Source organism: Burkholderia sp. AU27893 (assembly GCF_002223205.1).
Taxonomy (GTDB): domain Bacteria; phylum Pseudomonadota; class Gammaproteobacteria; order Burkholderiales; family Burkholderiaceae; genus Burkholderia.
Genome location: NZ_NKFD01000001.1, coordinates 1,794,539 through 1,809,268 on the forward strand (window position 1 = coordinate 1,794,539; position 14,730 = coordinate 1,809,268).

Below are 14,730 nucleotides of genomic sequence, written 5' to 3' on the forward strand. Positions count from 1 at the left end.
GTTCACGTCCCCATTATAGTGAACGCAAACGACCTTACCCTTTGTTACGCAGGCAACCGATCGAGCTGCGCGCGCAGTTTTTCAAGCGTGCTCTGGAATTCCGCGACGCGCTTTTGCTCCTGTTCGACCACGGCCGGCGGCGCTTTCGCGACGAATGCCTCGTTGCCGAGCTTCGCATTGCACTTCGTGATCTCGTTCGTCAGGCGCGTGATTTCCTTCGACAGGCGCTCGCGTTCGGCCGCGACGTCGATCTCGACCTTCAGCACCAGCTTGTTCGGCCCGACGATCGCGATCGGCGCGCCGTGCGCTTCCTTATCGAGCGTCGCTTCGTCCGCGAGGATCTGCACTTCCGACAGGCGCGCGAGGGCCTGGACGTACGGCGCGAACGAGCGCAGGCGCTCGGCATCGCCGGCTGCGAGTAGCGGCACCTTGGTGGCCGGCGACAGGTTCATCTCGCCGCGCAGGTTGCGGCACGCGTCGACGATCGCCTTCAGGTCGGCCGCCCACTGTTCGGACACCTCGTCGATCTTCTGCAGGTTCGCGACCGGGTACGCCTGCGTCATCAGCGACGCTTCGCTTTCGGCCATGCCCTGCGGATACCGGCCCGCCAGCGGCGCGACCTTCTGCCAGAGCGCTTCGGTGATGAACGGGATGATCGGGTGCGCGAGGCGCAGCACCGTCTCGAGCACGCGCAGCAGCGTGCGGCGCGTCGCGCGCTGCTGTTCCGGCGTGCCGTTCTGGATCTGCACCTTCGCGAGTTCGAGATACCAGTCGCAGTACTCGTCCCACACGAACTTGTAGATGCTGCTGGCGATGTTGTCGAAGCGGTAATCGGCGAAGCCCTTCGCGATGTCGGCCTCCGTGCGCTGCAGCAGCGACACGATCCAGCGGTCGGCCGCCGAGAAGTCGAGGTAGCCGCCCGGGCCGCAATCGCCCGCGCCGCAGACTTCCGGCTTGTCGCTGCCGCAGTCGTGGCCTTCGCAGTTCATCAGCACGAAGCGCGTGGCGTTCCACAGCTTGTTGCAGAAGTTGCGATAGCCTTCGCAGCGCGCGAGGTCGAAGTTCACGTTGCGGCCGAGCGTCGCCATCGACGCCATCGTGAAGCGCAGCGCGTCGGTGCCGAACGCGGCGATGCCGTCCGGGAATTCCTTGCGCGTCTTCTTCTCGATCGTCGCGGCCTGCTTCGGGTTCATCAGGCCAGTCGTGCGCTTCGCGACCAGCGTGTCGAGGTCGATGCCGTCGACGATGTCGATCGGGTCGAGCGTGTTGCCCTTGCTCTTCGACATCTTCTGGCCTTCCGCGTCGCGCACGAGGCCGTGCACGTAGACGGTGTGGAACGGCACCTTGCCCGTGAAGTGCGTGGTCATCATCACCATCCGGGCGACCCAGAAGAAGATGATGTCGAAGCCCGTGACGAGCACCGACGACGGCAGGAAGTGCTTCAGTTCAGGCGTTTCGTTCGGCCAGCCGAGCGACGAGAACGGCACGAGCGCCGACGAGAACCACGTGTCGAGCACGTCTTCGTCGCGCTTCAGCGCACCCGTGTAACCCTTCGCGGCAGCCTGCGCGCGCGCTTCTTCCTCGTTGCGCGCGACGAACACCTCGCCGTTCTCGCCGTACCACGCGGGAATCTGGTGGCCCCACCACAGCTGGCGCGAGATGCACCAGTCCTGGATGTTCTCGAGCCACTGGTAGTAGGTGGTCGTCCAGTTTTCGGGGACGAACTTGATCTGGCCGCTGCGCACGACGTCGAGCGACGTTTCCGTGATCGACTTGCCCGGATTGAACGTGCCTTCCGGCGCCGGCTTCGTCATCGCGACGAACCACTGGTCGGTCAGCATCGGCTCGATCACGACGCCCGTGCGGTCGCCGCGCGGCACCATCAGCTTGTGCGGCTTCACCGAGTCGAGGAAGCCTTCCGCGTCGAGGTCGGCGACGATCGCCTTGCGCGCGTCGAAGCGGTCGAGGCCGCGATACTGCTCGGGGCCGTTGTCGTTGATCTTCGCGTCGAGCGTCAGGATCTCGATCGGCGCGAGCTTGTGGCGCTGGCCGACCTGGTAGTCGTTGAAGTCGTGCGCGGGCGTGACCTTCACGACGCCCGTGCCGAACTCGCGATCGACGTAGTCGTCGGCGATCACCGGGATCTGGCGGCCCGTCAGCGGCAGCGTGACGAGCTTGCCGATCAGGTGCGCGTAGCGCTCGTCTTCCGGGTGGACCATCAGCGCGACGTCGCCGAGCATCGTTTCCGGGCGCGTCGTGGCCACGGTCAGCGAACCCGAGCCGTCGACCAGCGGGTAGCGGATGTGCCACAGGTGGCCGTTTTCCTCTTCGCTCACGACTTCGAGGTCCGACACGGCAGTCAGCAGCACCGGATCCCAGTTCACGAGGCGCTTGCCGCGGTAGATCAGGCCCTGTTCAAAGAGCGTGACGAACACGTCGCGCACGGCGGCCGACATCTTGTCGTCCATCGTGAAGTATTCGCGCGACCAGTCGGTCGACGCGCCGAGGCGGCGCACCTGGCCGGTGATCGTCGAGCCCGATTTTTCCTTCCATTCCCACACGCGTTCGACGAACTTCTCGCGGCCGAGGTCGTGGCGCGATACGCCCTGTGCATCGAGCTGGCGCTCGACGACGATCTGGGTCGCGATCCCCGCGTGGTCGGTGCCGGGCACCCACAGCGTGTTCTCGCCGAGCATCCGGTGGTAGCGGGCGAGGCCGTCCATGATCGTCTGATTGAACGCGTGGCCCATGTGCAGCGTGCCCGTCACGTTCGGCGGCGGCAACTGGATCGCGAAATCGGGGCGGGCCGGGTCGAATGCCGGGGCGGCGTAGCCGCGTTTTTCCCACTCCGGCCCCCATTGGGACTCGATGGTGTGGGGCTCGAAGCTCTTCGCAAGCGTGTTGTCGCTCATGTTGGAAATCTGCCGAAAAATGCGTGAATTGGATGCCGAATCTGACAATTATAAATGGATGCACATCGACCAGCCATCGCCTTGCCGGCGCGGGCCTCGCGGGACGCCGCAACAGCGCGTCCGTGACGTGCCGGCGAACGGATCGGGAACGGCATCGCGCGGCCGACTTATAATGTCGGGTCCGCATTTTTCTCGCCCGTTTGCTGCCGCTCCATGCCCGATCTGCTCGCCAATCTGAACCCCGAACAACTCGCCGCCGTCACGTTGCCGAACGAACCGGCGCTGATCCTCGCAGGGGCGGGCAGCGGCAAGACCCGCGTGCTGATCACCCGCATCGCGTGGCTGATCCAGCACGGCTACGCGTCGCCGCCCACCGTGCTCGCCGTGACCTTCACGAACAAGGCCGCGCGCGAAATGATGGCGCGCCTGTCGGCGATGATGCCGATCGACACGCGCGGGATGTGGATCGGCACGTTCCACGGCCTGTGCAACCGGATGCTGCGCACGCACTGGCGTGATGCCGGCCTGCCGCAGACCTTCCAGATCCTCGATACGGCCGACCAGCTGTCCGCGATCAAGCGGCTGATGAAGTCGGCGAACGTCGATGATGAAAAGTACCCGCCGAAGAACGTGCAGTACTTCATCAACAACGCGAAGGAGCAGGGGCTGCGTCCCGACAAGGTCGACGCGTCCGACAACTTCAACCGCAAGTTCGTCGAGCTGTACCAGGCGTACGACCAGCAGTGCCAGCGCGAGGGCGTCGTCGATTTCCCCGAGCTGCTGCTGCGCTGCTACGAACTGCTCGCGTACAACGCGCCGCTGCGCGCGCACTACCAGGCGCGCTTCCGCCACATTCTCGTCGACGAGTTCCAGGACACCAACAAGCTGCAGTACGCGTGGCTCAAGATGCTCGCGGGCGGCGAAAACGCGATCTTCGCGGTCGGCGACGACGACCAGTCGATCTATGCGTTCCGCGGCGCGAACGTCGGCAACATGCGTGACTTCGAAGACGAATTCCGCGTGCGCAACCTGATCAAGCTCGAGCAGAACTACCGGTCGCACGGCAACATCCTCGACGCGGCCAACCAGCTGATCTCGAACAACGCGCACCGCCTCGGCAAGAACCTGCGCACCGACGCGGGCCACGGCGAGCCCGTGCGCGTGTACGAAGCGAGCACCGATTCGCAGGAAGCCGGCTGGATCGTCGAGGAGATCCGCTCGCTGATCAACACCGGGATGGCGCGCAGCGAAGTGGCCGTCCTGTACCGCAGCAACGCGCAGTCGCGCTCGATCGAGCACACGCTGATGTCGTCGGGCATCCCGTACCGCGTGTACGGCGGCCTGCGCTTCTTCGAGCGCCAGGAAGTCAAGCATGCGCTCGCGTACCTGCGCCTGATCGACAACCCGAACGACGACACCGCGTTCGTGCGCGTCGTGAACTTCCCGACCCGCGGCATCGGTGCGCGCTCGATCGAGCAGCTGGCCGACGCCGCGCGCCTGTACGGTTGCTCGATGGCCGCCGCGATTCCGTACGTGACGGGCAAGGCCGGCACGAGCCTCGGCGGGTTCGCGAACCTGGTCGCGAAGATGCGCGCCGACACGCAGCACATGAACCTGCCCGACACCGTCGAGCACATCGTGCGCGCCAGCGGCCTCGCCGATTTCTACCAGGGCGAGCGCGAAGGCCAGGACCGTCTCGAGAACTTGCAGGAACTCGTGAACGCGGCCACCGCGTTCATCGCCGAGGAAGGCTACGGGCTCGACACGCCGGCCCGTTCGATCCCGCTGCGCGCGGGCGCGATCGCGGCGCCCGAGCTCGGCACCGCGACGGACGATCCGGCCGTCGACGTGCTCGACCCGGTATCGCCCGCCGACCCGGCGCAGAACCCCGACACGATGACGCCGCTCGCCGGCTTCCTGTCGCATGCATCGCTGGAGGCCGGCGACAACCAGGCGCAGGCCGGGCAGGACGCCGTACAGCTGATGACGGTGCACGCGGCGAAGGGGCTCGAATTCTCGGCCGTGTTCATCACGGGGCTCGAGGAAGGGCTGTTCCCGCACGAGAACAGCGTGCTCGAATCGGACGGCCTCGAGGAAGAGCGCCGGCTGATGTACGTCGCGATCACGCGCGCGAAGGAGCGGCTCTACCTGTCGTTCGCGCAGAGCCGGATGCTGCACGGCCAGACGCGCTACAACGTGCGCTCGCGCTTCTTCGACGAACTGCCCGAGCACGTGTTGAAGTGGCTGACGCCGAAGGTCGAGGCCGGTTCGCGCTGGGGTGGCCGGTCGGACAACGCCGGATACGGGCGCGACTGGTTCGCGCGGCCGGGCGGCGGCAGTCGCGAGCAGATCGTCGACCCGGCCGTATCCGCGCCGCTGCCCGCGTTCGCGGACAAGCAGCGCGCGGCCGATGCCGGCTTCCGGGTCGGCCAGCAGGTGTTCCACACCAAGTTCGGCGAAGGCACGGTCACCGCGCTCGAAGGCAACGGCACCGATGCGAAGGCGCAGGTGAAGTTCAAGCGGCACGGCGAGAAGTGGCTCGCGCTCGCGGTCGCGAAACTGCAGGCGGTGGAATGATGGGTATCGACCTGGATGTGACGCCTGCGGCCCGCCCGCTCGGCATTCTGGCCGCGCTGCCCGAGGAACTCGGCGACCTGATCGCCGCGATGCGCGCCGACGGCGCGATGAAGACGGTCACGCTCGGCCGTCGCGATTATCACGTCGGCACCGTGCACGGCGCGGCCTGCGTCGTGACGCTCGCACGGGTCGGCAAGGTGGCGGCCGCCGCGACGGTCAGTGCGCTGATCCACGTGTTCGGCGTGGCGGGCGTCGTGTTCACCGGCGTGGCGGGCGGCGTGTCGCGCACGGTGCGGGTCGGCGATGTCGTCGTGGCCGATACGCTGCTGCAGCACGATCTCGATGCGTCGCCGCTCTTTCCGCGCTACGAGGTGCCGCTGCTCGGCATCACGCGTTTCGCAACCGACACGGCGCTGACCGCGAGCCTGCGGGCGGCATGCACGCAGTTCGTCGAGGAAGAGGGCGCGCAGTTCGCCGCGCGCTTCGGCCTGGCCGGTGCGACGCTGCATGCGGGGCTCATCATCAGCGGCGACCGCTTCGTGTCGAGCGAGCGCGAGGTCGTCGCGCTGCGCGACGCGCTGCCGGATGCGCTTGCGGTCGAGATGGAAGGCGCCGCGATTGCGCAGGTCTGTGCGGAGCACGACGTGCCGTTCGCGCTCGTGCGCACGATCTCCGATACGGCCGACGATCATGCGACACAGTCGTTCTCGCACTTCCTGTCGGCGATCGCGAGCAGCTATTCGTCGGGCATCCTCAAGCGTTTCCTGACGCTGCATGCGACGACGGCGGCCTGAAGCCGCCGCCGTTTTCTGCATTCCTTCATTCGAGCCGTTCGACCGGCCGCGGCGCGCACGCCGCGGCCGGTTCGTCACGCCGGCTTGCGCCGGCTGCTTTCGAGGTTCGGCAGGAACACCGTCAGCACGCCGATCAGCGGCAGGAACGAGCACACCTTGTAGACGAACGGGATGCTCGTTGCGTCCGCGAGCTGGCCGAGCACGGCCGCGCCGACCCCGCCGAGGCCGAATGCGAAGCCGAAGAACAGGCCCGCGACCATCCCGACCTTGCCGGGCATCAGCTCCGTCGCATAGACGAGGATCGCGGCGAACGCCGACGCGAGCACGACGCCGATGATCACGGTCAGCACGCTGGTCCAGAACAGGTTCGCGTACGGCAGCAGCAGCGTGAACGGCGCGACGCCGAGGATCGACACCCAGATCACGTACTTGCGGCCGATCCGGTCGCCCACCGGCCCGCCGATCAGCGTGCCGGCCGCCACCGCCGCGAGGAACACGAACAGGTGGATCTGCGCGGCCTGCACCGACAGGTGGAACTTGTCGATCAGGTAGAACGTGAAATAGCTGTTGATGCTCGCGAGGTAGAAGTACTTCGAGAACACGAGCAGCACCAGCACGCCGATCGCCCCCATCACGCGGCCGCGCGACAGCGTCGGGTGGCCGGCCGCGGCGGCCTTCTTCTTCATCGACGGATGCTTCTTGTACCAGTGGCCGATCTGCGTGAGCACGATCATCGCGACGAGCGCGGCCGCCGAGAACCACGCGATGCTGTGCTGGCCGTGCGGAATGATCACCAGCGCGGCGAGCAGCGGCCCGAGCGCGGAACCCGCATTGCCGCCGACCTGGAACACCGACTGCGCGAGCCCGTGCTGGCCGCCCGACGCCATCCGCGCGACGCGCGACGATTCGGGATGGAACACCGACGAGCCGCAGCCGACCAAGGCGGCGGCCACCAGCAGCATCGGGAAACTCGTCGCGACCGACATCAGCAGCAGCCCCGCGAGCGTGAAGCCCATGCCGACCGGCAGCGAATACGGCTTCGGACGCTTGTCGGTATAGAGGCCGATGAGCGGCTGCAGCAGCGACGCGGTGATCTGGTAGGTGAGCGTGATCAGGCCGATTTGCGCGAACGACAGCGCGAACTGGCTCTTGAGCATCGGATAGATCGCGAGGATCAACGACTGGATCATGTCGTTGAGCATGTGCGAGAAGCTGATCGCGCCGAGCACCGGGTACACGGTGCGGGCGACGGGCGGGGCGGATGGCTGGGCGGCGGCTGCGCCGGCGGAGCCGGTATCGAGGCTGGTTTCCATGTGAGAGCTGAACGAGTTGAGGTGGCGGGCGCGCTCTGCTGGGGATCGGCGCGTCTTGAATCGTTGCTGCGTCAAAGAAGTGTAATGTGGCGTATCGAGAATGTCAGGACAAGTTTTATCGCGAATCGGACATTCATCTGACGGATCGTCCGATACGCACTTTTTTGACCGGGTATAACGCAGGCGGCGCCCCTGCCGGTCGGCGGAGGGCGCGTCCGGGGGCCGGTGCGTGGTTTCCCGGACTCAAGAAACGGCGGTGGCGGCCGTAGAACGACCCAATGACAACAGGCGCGCCGCGCCCGGCACCGGCTATCCGCCGGTGCGGGCGCAGGACGCGCGGCAAGGCCAGCCATCGCGGGAACGCCGGGACCGACCTTTCCGGCCGCGTGATCAATACGGGGATAGTTCGATGAAAGCAGCATCTTTGCATCCACAGCCGGGTGTGGCCGCCGCCGCCCCCGACGTTGCCGCCGGCCGCGCCGCACGGCGCCCGCGCGCGGCGCGTCGCGAGCGCCGGCCGTGGACCGTCAAGGCGACGTTGCGCGCCGCCTTCGCGATCCTGCTGGTCGGCACGCTGGCGATCGGCGTGTTCTCGCTCTGGCAGATCAGCCGGCTGAACGCGTCGATCGCGTCGGTCTACGAGCAGGGCCACGTCGCGAGCCGCGCGGCCGAGGAGGTCCGGGCCGAAGTGTTGCGCGCGAGCCGTGCCCAGAAGATGCTGCTGACCGCGACCACCGCGAAGGAGCGCGACGAACTGGGCGCCGACGTGGGCGCGGGGCTCGCGTCGATCGGCCAGGCGCTCGGTACGCTGCAGCGCTATGCGGATCCGGCCGACGCCGACGATTCGGCGCGGCTGCACGCGTTCTCGACGGCGGTCGGCACATGGAGCGCGCATCTGCGAGATTTCGTCGAACTCGTGCGTGCGCAGCCGCTCGACCTGTCGCAGATGAACTGGCAGGTCGGCACGCAGGACGTGTCGCTGCTGGTCGAAACCGGCAAGCTCGAGAAACTCGTCGCCGAACTCGTGAAGACGCGCGGCGCGAAGTCGAAGGCGACGCTCGATGCGTCCGCCACCATATTCTCGTCGTCGTTCGCGATGATCGCGGCGATGACGGTTGCGCTGATCGTGCTCGCGATCGTGATCGCCGAGCGCGTCGTGCGCCGTCTCGCGTCACAGCTCGGCGGCGAGCCCGCGCACGCGAAGGCGATCGCCGCGGACATCGCGCGCGGCGACCTGACGCGACCGATCACGCTGGGCCGGCACGACCGCGACAGCATGGTGCGTGCGCTGGCCGAGATGCAGACCGGGCTCGCGGCGACCGTCGGCGAGATCGCCGTCAGCGCCGAGGCGATCGCGGCGGCGTCGGGCGAGATCTCCACCGGCAACCTCGATCTGTCGAAGCGCACCGAGCAGCAGGCCGTCGCGCTCGAGCGCACCGCGGCCAGCATGGAGCAGCTCACGTCGACCGTACGCCAGAACGCCGAGAACGCGCGGCAGGCGAGCGCGCTCGCGGCCAATGCGTCGGCCGTCGCGGAGACGGGCGGGGAAGTCGTCGGGCGGGTGGTGGCGACGATGAGCGAGATCGACGACAGCGCGAAGAACATCCGCGACATCATCGGCACGATCGAGGGGATCGCGTTCCAGACCAACATTCTCGCGTTGAATGCGGCGGTCGAGGCCGCGCGCGCCGGCGAGCAGGGGCGTGGCTTCTCGGTGGTCGCGGGCGAGGTGCGGTTGCTCGCGCAGCGCTCGGCGACCGCGGCGAAGGAGATTCGCGAGTTGATCGGTGCGTCGGTGGAGCGCGTCGCGAACGGTGCGACGCTCGCGCACGACGCGGGCCGCACGATGGGCGACGTCGTGCGCGCGGTGAAGCGCGTGACCGACATCATCGGCGAGATTTCGGCGGCATCCGACGAGCAGAGCGCCGGCATCGAAGAGATCGGCCGCGCGGTCACGCAAATGGATGCCGGCACCCAGCAGAACGCGGCGCTCGTCGAACAGGCGGCCGCGGCCGCGAATGCGCTCGACGAGCAGGCTCAGGCGCTGAAGTCGCTGGTCGGGCGTTTCCGCATCGCCGCGTAAGCGCCCCCGGCCATCCGGCGCTTACGACTTCTTCTGCTTGTCCGGATCGATGATGACCGTGCAGGTCGTGCCCGCCGACAGCACCACGTCGGCCGGCACGTCGTCGATCTTGATGCGCACCGGCACGCGCTGCGCGAGGCGCACCCAGTTGAAGGTCGGGTTCACGTCCGCGACGAGGTCGCGGCTTTGCGGGTTGTCGCGATCGTAGATGCCGCGCGAGATGCTTTCGACGTGGCCCTTCATCACGCCGCCGCTCATCAGCCGCATCTCGGCCGGCGCACCGATCTTCACGCGCGGCAGCTTGGTTTCCTCGAAGTAGCCGTAGACCCAGAACGAATGGCTGTCGACGATCGCGAGCTTCGCCTGGCCGGCCACCGCGTAGTTGCCCTTGAACGTCTGCAGGTTCGTGATGTAGCCGTCGACCGGCGCGACGACGCGCGTGCGCTCGAGGTTGAGCTTCGCGGCATCGAGCGCGGCGATCGCCTGCTGGTATTGCGCATCGGCGCTCGACGCACTGTGCGCGGCGTTCTCGCGATTTTCCTTCGACACGACGAGCGCATCGAGATCCGCGCGGCGGGCCGCGTCGTCGCGGCGCATCTGCAGTTCCGCGCGGCGGGCGGCAACGGCCGCCTGCGCCTGCTCGACCGCGATCTGGTAGTGCGACGGGTCGATCTGCATGATCAGGTCGCCTTTCTTGACGAGCTGGTTGTCATGCACGGGCAGCTCGACGATCGCGCCCGACACGTCCGGCGCGACGTTGACGATCTCGGCGCGCACGCGCCCGTCGCGCGTCCACGGATCATCCATGTAGTGCACCCACAGCGAGCGCCCGATCAGGATCGCGACGAGAAGAATGATGGCGGTCGCGACGAAGCCGAAGAGTTTTCTGAGAATCATGATGGTTCGGAATCAACGGTAAACGGCAAGACTCAGTCCGCCGCAAATGCAGACGAGAAGGCAGGCCCGGAACAGCGACGGGTGCCAGACGAGTCGGTAGAGGCCCGTGTAGGCGAGCAGGCGGTCGACGGCCCAGGTCGCGAGCGCGCCGAGGACGAACATCAGCACCACCGTGGGCATGTAGGCATCGAGAATGGCGATTTCACGCGGCATCATGACGAGGCTCCTGGTTGGGGACGCACGGGGCGGTTGCGGTTGAGCGCGGCGAGCGGCGATTCGGGATCGAGCAGGGCCGTGCGCACGAAATGCAGGTGGCTCAGGATCCGCTGCAACTGGTGGCGTTCCTCGCGCGTCGGCGTGAACGCGTCGAGCGTCTGCCGGGTCGCATCGATCGCAGCGTTGACCGCGGCGAGCGTGGCGTCGAAGCGTTCGGCGTCCGGCCGGGTGAACAGCGACGACAGCGCGGCGCGCATCGTCTCGATCGCGCGTCGCCACGGCGTCGTCGGCGCATAGCGCGGATCGGACGGCAGTGTGGCCAGCTCATGGCGCAGGTCGATGGCCGCGTTGCCGGTTTCGAGCACCGCGAACATCCAGCGCAGCGCGTCGCGCTGCACGTCGGGCTGGTCGGCCGACAGCGTGTGCGCCTGGTACATCAGGTCGCGCGCGCCGCTCTCGAAGCGCGTGCGCAAGCCGGCGAGCCGCGCATGGCAGGCCGCGACGGCCTGGTGGCGCAGGTCGGCGAGCAGCCGCTTCTTGAGCCACGGCGCGGTCGGCGGGAACAGCACGGCGAACGCGATCGCCGATACCAGCATCGACAGCAGCAGCGCGAGCGCATCGTTCATGAAGCTCGTCGGATCGTAGTGCGTGATGCTGTCCGGGCCCGCGAGGAAGCAGAAGAAGATCAGGTAGCCCATCCCGTAGCCCGCGAGCTTCGGCTTCAGCGTCATGTAGATGCCGATCGCGAGCAATGGCGCGAGCGCCGCGCACAGCAGCCAGAAGCCGTCGATCCGCGGGTAGATGCCGAACATCAGCAGGAAGCCGGTACAAACGGCCAGCGCCGTGCCCATCCCCATCTGGGCGGCCATCGCGGTCGGGCGCGGTGCCGACGACGCGAGCGCGCAGGTCGCCGCGGCGTTCAGCACCAGCATCACGCCGCTCGGCCACGCGGTCTCGATCCAGAACCAGCCCAGCGCGAGAATCACCGTCGCAGTGCGGATCCCCGCGATCGTGGCGGCCGTCCGGTTGGTGCGCGGCTCGTAGCGCTCGATCCAGCGTTCGCGCTCGTGCGTCGCGGTCGCGAGCGAGGCATAGGTCGCCGCATATTCCTGCAGGTCGGTGATGAAGCGGTACAGCAGCTCGGCGGCCGTGTCGAAGTCGAGCAGCGGGAAGCCGGGCTGCGTTTCGAGTTCCGCGCGCGTCGCGCGGATGCGGCGCGGCAGCGCGTCGCGCCACGCGAGCAGTTGCTCGGCCGAGTGCGCGGCGTCGATCGACGTGCGCACGGGTTCGCCATGGCGCGTGAGCAGCGGCGCGATTTCGCGGAAATACGGCTCGATCGCATCGATCGCGGCCTGCGCACCGGCTGCGTGCAGCCGGTTCATCAACTGATGCAGCGCGTGAAAGCGGCTCGATGCGCTCATGAATTCGCTGTTCAGGCGTGCGAGCCGGCCGCTGCGCATGCGCGTGTCCGGATTCTCGAACACGGCCATGCTGCGCGCGGCCTCGAAGCCGACCACGTCGGCGACGAAGCGCGTGTGGATCGTCTCGATGTGCGCGCGGTCGAGCTGGCCCGACAGCGCCGACGCGACGTAGTCCACGAAGCTGCCGAAGCGCTTGCGCACCGTCGTGCGCATCTGCTCGCCGGTGTACTGCGGAAACACGAGCGCGCTGACCACGCCGGCCGACACGATCCCGATGATCACTTCGGAGACGCGCGTCATCGCGCTCATGAAGGCGCCGTCCGGGTGCTGCGACGCGGGCAGGCCGATCAGCGCGGTCGTATAGCCGGCGAGCAGGAAGCCGTAGCTGCGGAAGTTGCGGTTGCGCGCCGCGCCGGCGGTGCACAGCGCGATCCAGATGGCGATCGCCAGCAGGAACAGCTGCGGCTGCTGCGGGAACAGCCCGACGAACGTGAGCGTCGCGATGAGCCCGAAGATCGTGCCGGCGACCCGGTAGAAGCTCTTCGCGAGCACGGCGCCGCTTTGCGGCTGCATCACGATGAAGACGGTCGTCATCGCCGTCTTCGGTGCCGGCAGGTCGAGCCGCATCGATACGCCGAGCGCGATGAAGGTCGCGAGCAGCGCCTTGAACAGGTAGAGCCACGCGGCGCCGTCGGTGCGGGCCCAGTCGCCGAACGCGGCGGCCCAGGCCGCGAACGGGCCGCCGGCGGGCGTGGAAGCGGGGGAGGAGGCTGACATGGCGTCGCTCCGCGTTACCGTGCGGCCGGCACGCCGGACGCGCCGGCGGCGGCCACCTGCGTGGGCCGGGCGACGGCCGCCACGGGCTTCGCGCCCGACGCGGCGGCAGGCGCGGCTGCGCCGGTGGCGGATTCGTCATGCGACGGATGGCCGCCCTGCGGATGGCCGCCCCGAACGTCCGTATCCGTCTCGACCCCACCGCCGAGCGCGGCCATCAACTGCGCGTGCGCGGCGAGGCGTTCCGCATCGATGCGGGCGGCCGTTTCCTGCGCGCGCAGCAACTGCTGCTGCGCGACCAGCACGTTCACGTAATCGGTCAGCCCGCGGCGGAAGCCTTCGCGCGACAGCTGGTAGCTGCGGTCGTTGGCGGCCACCGAGCGTGCGGCGTCCTTTTTCTGCGTATCGAGCGAACGGATCCGCACGACCTGGTCGGCGATGTCCTTGAGCGCGCCGACGATCGTCTGGTTGTAGCGCTCGACCGCCTGGTCGTAGCCGGCATTCGCGGCGCCGAGCTGCGCACGCAGCCGGCCGCCTTCGAAGATCGGCAGCGACAGCGCAGGGCCGGCCGTCCAGCCGCCGTTCATCGCGCGCAGGAAGTCGGTGAACGGTGCGGTCACGCCGAAGCCGCCGACCGTCGCGAGCAGGTCGATGTTCGGGTAGAACGACGCCTTCGCGACATCGATGCCGCGCGCCTGCGCGTCGACCGTCCAGCGCGCCGCGACGACGTCGGGGCGGCGGCCGAGCAGGTCGGCCGGCATCGCCGACGGCAGGCCGGCCGGTGCGTCGAGCGACAGCTGCGGCCGCTTGATCGCATCGCCCGCGCCCGGGCCCTTGCCGGCCAGCGCGGCGAGCTGGTGCCGCGCGAGCTGGATCGCTTCCTCATAACTGTCGATCTGGCGCTCATAATCGGGCAGCGTCGATTCCGCCTGGCTCACTTCGAGCTGCGTGCCGAGGCCGGCCTGCAGCCGCTTGCGCGCCAGATCGGCGAGCGCGCGCTGGCGTTCGAACGTTTCGTGCGCGAGGTCGAGCAGCGCATAGTTCATCGACATGCCGACGTACGCACGCACGACGTTGACTTCGAGCTCGAGCTTGGCCGCACGCGCGTCGGCGGCGGTCGCATGCGCTGTGTCGAGCGCGCGCTCGGTCGCGTTCTTGTCCTTGCCCCACAGGTCGAGGTGGTACGACAGGCCGAGCGTGCCGGTGTTGTTCCAGGTATCGGTGTTCGCGAGCGGGCCGGGGCCGTAGTACACGTTGTCCGGCCAGTGCTGGCGCATCAGCGACAGGTTGCCGTTGATCTGCGGCAGCTCGGCCGAGCGGGCCACGCGCGCCATCGCCTGCGCTTCGCGCACTCGTGCCTCGGCGGCCGCGAGCGTCGGGTTGCCGGCCTGGGCGTTGGCGATCCAGGCGTCGAGTTGCGGATCGCGGTAGGCGCGCCACCAGTCGGCCGCGGGCCAGCCCGCGTCACGGTCGGCCGCGCGAATCGCAGCGCCGGCGTCGAGCGCGTTCGCTTCGATGCGGGCCGACTGCGGCTTGTTGTCGCCCATGCTCGCGCAGCCGGCCATTATTAATGAGACTGCAAGAACCGCCAGTGCGAGCGTCCCTTTTGTCGCCGGAGACTGCACGATTTTCTCCCTTTCCGATATAGATGAGTCGGATGCGATTATATTTTTCAGTGATTCCTGAATAAATGGACAAGGGTGCAAGTCATTTTTACGAATCCTGAGACAATACTTGTTCGCC

At 67.9% G+C, this 14,730-nt stretch carries 9 protein-coding genes; 3 read left to right on the forward strand and 6 right to left on the reverse strand.

The window, feature by feature from the left end; genetic code table 11:
• Window positions 1-44: 44 nt before the first annotated feature.
• Window positions 45-2,912 (reverse strand): valine--tRNA ligase, encoded by a 2,868-nt coding sequence (locus CFB47_RS08555; protein WP_089460954.1) that lies wholly within the window; start codon window positions 2,910-2,912, stop codon window positions 45-47.
• Window positions 2,913-3,125: 213 nt separating this feature from the next.
• Here CFB47_RS08555 and CFB47_RS08565 point away from each other — a divergent pair, with 213 nt between their 5' ends.
• Entirely contained in the window at window positions 3,126-5,489 is a 2,364-nt protein-coding gene (locus tag CFB47_RS08565) for a UvrD-helicase domain-containing protein (RefSeq protein WP_089460955.1), read from the forward strand.
• A complete protein-coding gene (locus CFB47_RS08570) occupies window positions 5,486-6,283 on the forward strand; it encodes a 5'-methylthioadenosine/adenosylhomocysteine nucleosidase (protein WP_089456073.1) in 798 nt (265 codons plus the stop codon). Before CFB47_RS08565 ends, CFB47_RS08570 begins: the two co-directional genes overlap by 4 nt.
• A 74-nt stretch (window positions 6,284-6,357) precedes the next feature.
• On the opposite strand, the gene CFB47_RS08575 is transcribed toward CFB47_RS08570, so the two are convergent.
• Entirely contained in the window at window positions 6,358-7,596 is a 1,239-nt protein-coding gene (locus CFB47_RS08575; RefSeq protein ID WP_089456074.1) for an MFS transporter, read from the reverse strand.
• A gap of 409 nt (window positions 7,597-8,005) precedes the next feature.
• Between CFB47_RS08575 and CFB47_RS08580 the strand changes: the two genes are divergently transcribed.
• Window positions 8,006-9,679 carry a methyl-accepting chemotaxis protein gene (locus CFB47_RS08580; RefSeq protein WP_089460956.1) on the forward strand — a complete coding sequence of 558 codons (1,674 nt, stop codon included), beginning with the start codon at window positions 8,006-8,008 and terminating at the stop codon, window positions 9,677-9,679.
• 21 nt (window positions 9,680-9,700) lie between these two features.
• Here the strand turns inward: CFB47_RS08580 and CFB47_RS08585 are convergent, their stop codons facing one another.
• Genes CFB47_RS08585 through CFB47_RS08600 form a run of 4 tightly spaced genes read right to left on the reverse strand, consistent with a single transcriptional unit; the run spans window position 9,701 to window position 14,612 of the window.
• Window positions 9,701-10,576 carry an HlyD family secretion protein gene (locus CFB47_RS08585; protein ID WP_089439860.1) on the reverse strand — a complete coding sequence of 292 codons (876 nt, stop codon included), beginning with the start codon at window positions 10,574-10,576 and terminating at the stop codon, window positions 9,701-9,703.
• Window positions 10,577-10,588: 12 nt separating this feature from the next.
• Window positions 10,589-10,792, reverse strand: coding sequence for a DUF1656 domain-containing protein (locus tag CFB47_RS08590; RefSeq protein ID WP_011351756.1), 204 nt, complete (start codon window positions 10,790-10,792; stop codon window positions 10,589-10,591).
• Window positions 10,789-12,990: an FUSC family protein gene (locus CFB47_RS08595; protein ID WP_089439861.1), complete on the reverse strand. Its 2,202-nt coding sequence runs from the start codon at window positions 12,988-12,990 to the stop codon at window positions 10,789-10,791. The genes CFB47_RS08590 and CFB47_RS08595 overlap by 4 nt, the downstream gene beginning before the upstream one ends.
• A 14-nt stretch (window positions 12,991-13,004) precedes the next feature.
• On the reverse strand, window positions 13,005-14,612 hold the full coding sequence (locus tag CFB47_RS08600; RefSeq protein ID WP_089456077.1) for an efflux transporter outer membrane subunit: 1,608 nt from the start codon (window positions 14,610-14,612) through the stop codon (window positions 13,005-13,007).
• Window positions 14,613-14,730: the final 118 nt, after the last annotated feature.

Excerpts from the sequence above, each read along its gene's own strand:
- CFB47_RS08580 (WP_089460956.1), top strand. The coding sequence starts at position 8,006 with ATGAAAGCAGCATCTTTGCATCCACAGCCGGGTGTGGCCGCCGCCGCC.
- CFB47_RS08565 (WP_089460955.1), top strand. The coding sequence starts at position 3,126 with ATGCCCGATCTGCTCGCCAATCTGAACCCCGAACAACTCGCCGCCGTC.
- CFB47_RS08575 (WP_089456074.1), bottom strand. The coding sequence starts at position 7,596 with ATGGAAACCAGCCTCGATACCGGCTCCGCCGGCGCAGCCGCCGCCCAG.
- CFB47_RS08570 (WP_089456073.1), top strand. The coding sequence starts at position 5,486 with ATGATGGGTATCGACCTGGATGTGACGCCTGCGGCCCGCCCGCTCGGC.
- CFB47_RS08555 (WP_089460954.1), bottom strand. The coding sequence starts at position 2,912 with ATGAGCGACAACACGCTTGCGAAGAGCTTCGAGCCCCACACCATCGAG.
- CFB47_RS08595 (WP_089439861.1), bottom strand. The coding sequence starts at position 12,990 with ATGTCAGCCTCCTCCCCCGCTTCCACGCCCGCCGGCGGCCCGTTCGCG.
- CFB47_RS08585 (WP_089439860.1), bottom strand. The coding sequence starts at position 10,576 with ATGATTCTCAGAAAACTCTTCGGCTTCGTCGCGACCGCCATCATTCTT.
- CFB47_RS08590 (WP_011351756.1), bottom strand. The coding sequence starts at position 10,792 with ATGATGCCGCGTGAAATCGCCATTCTCGATGCCTACATGCCCACGGTG.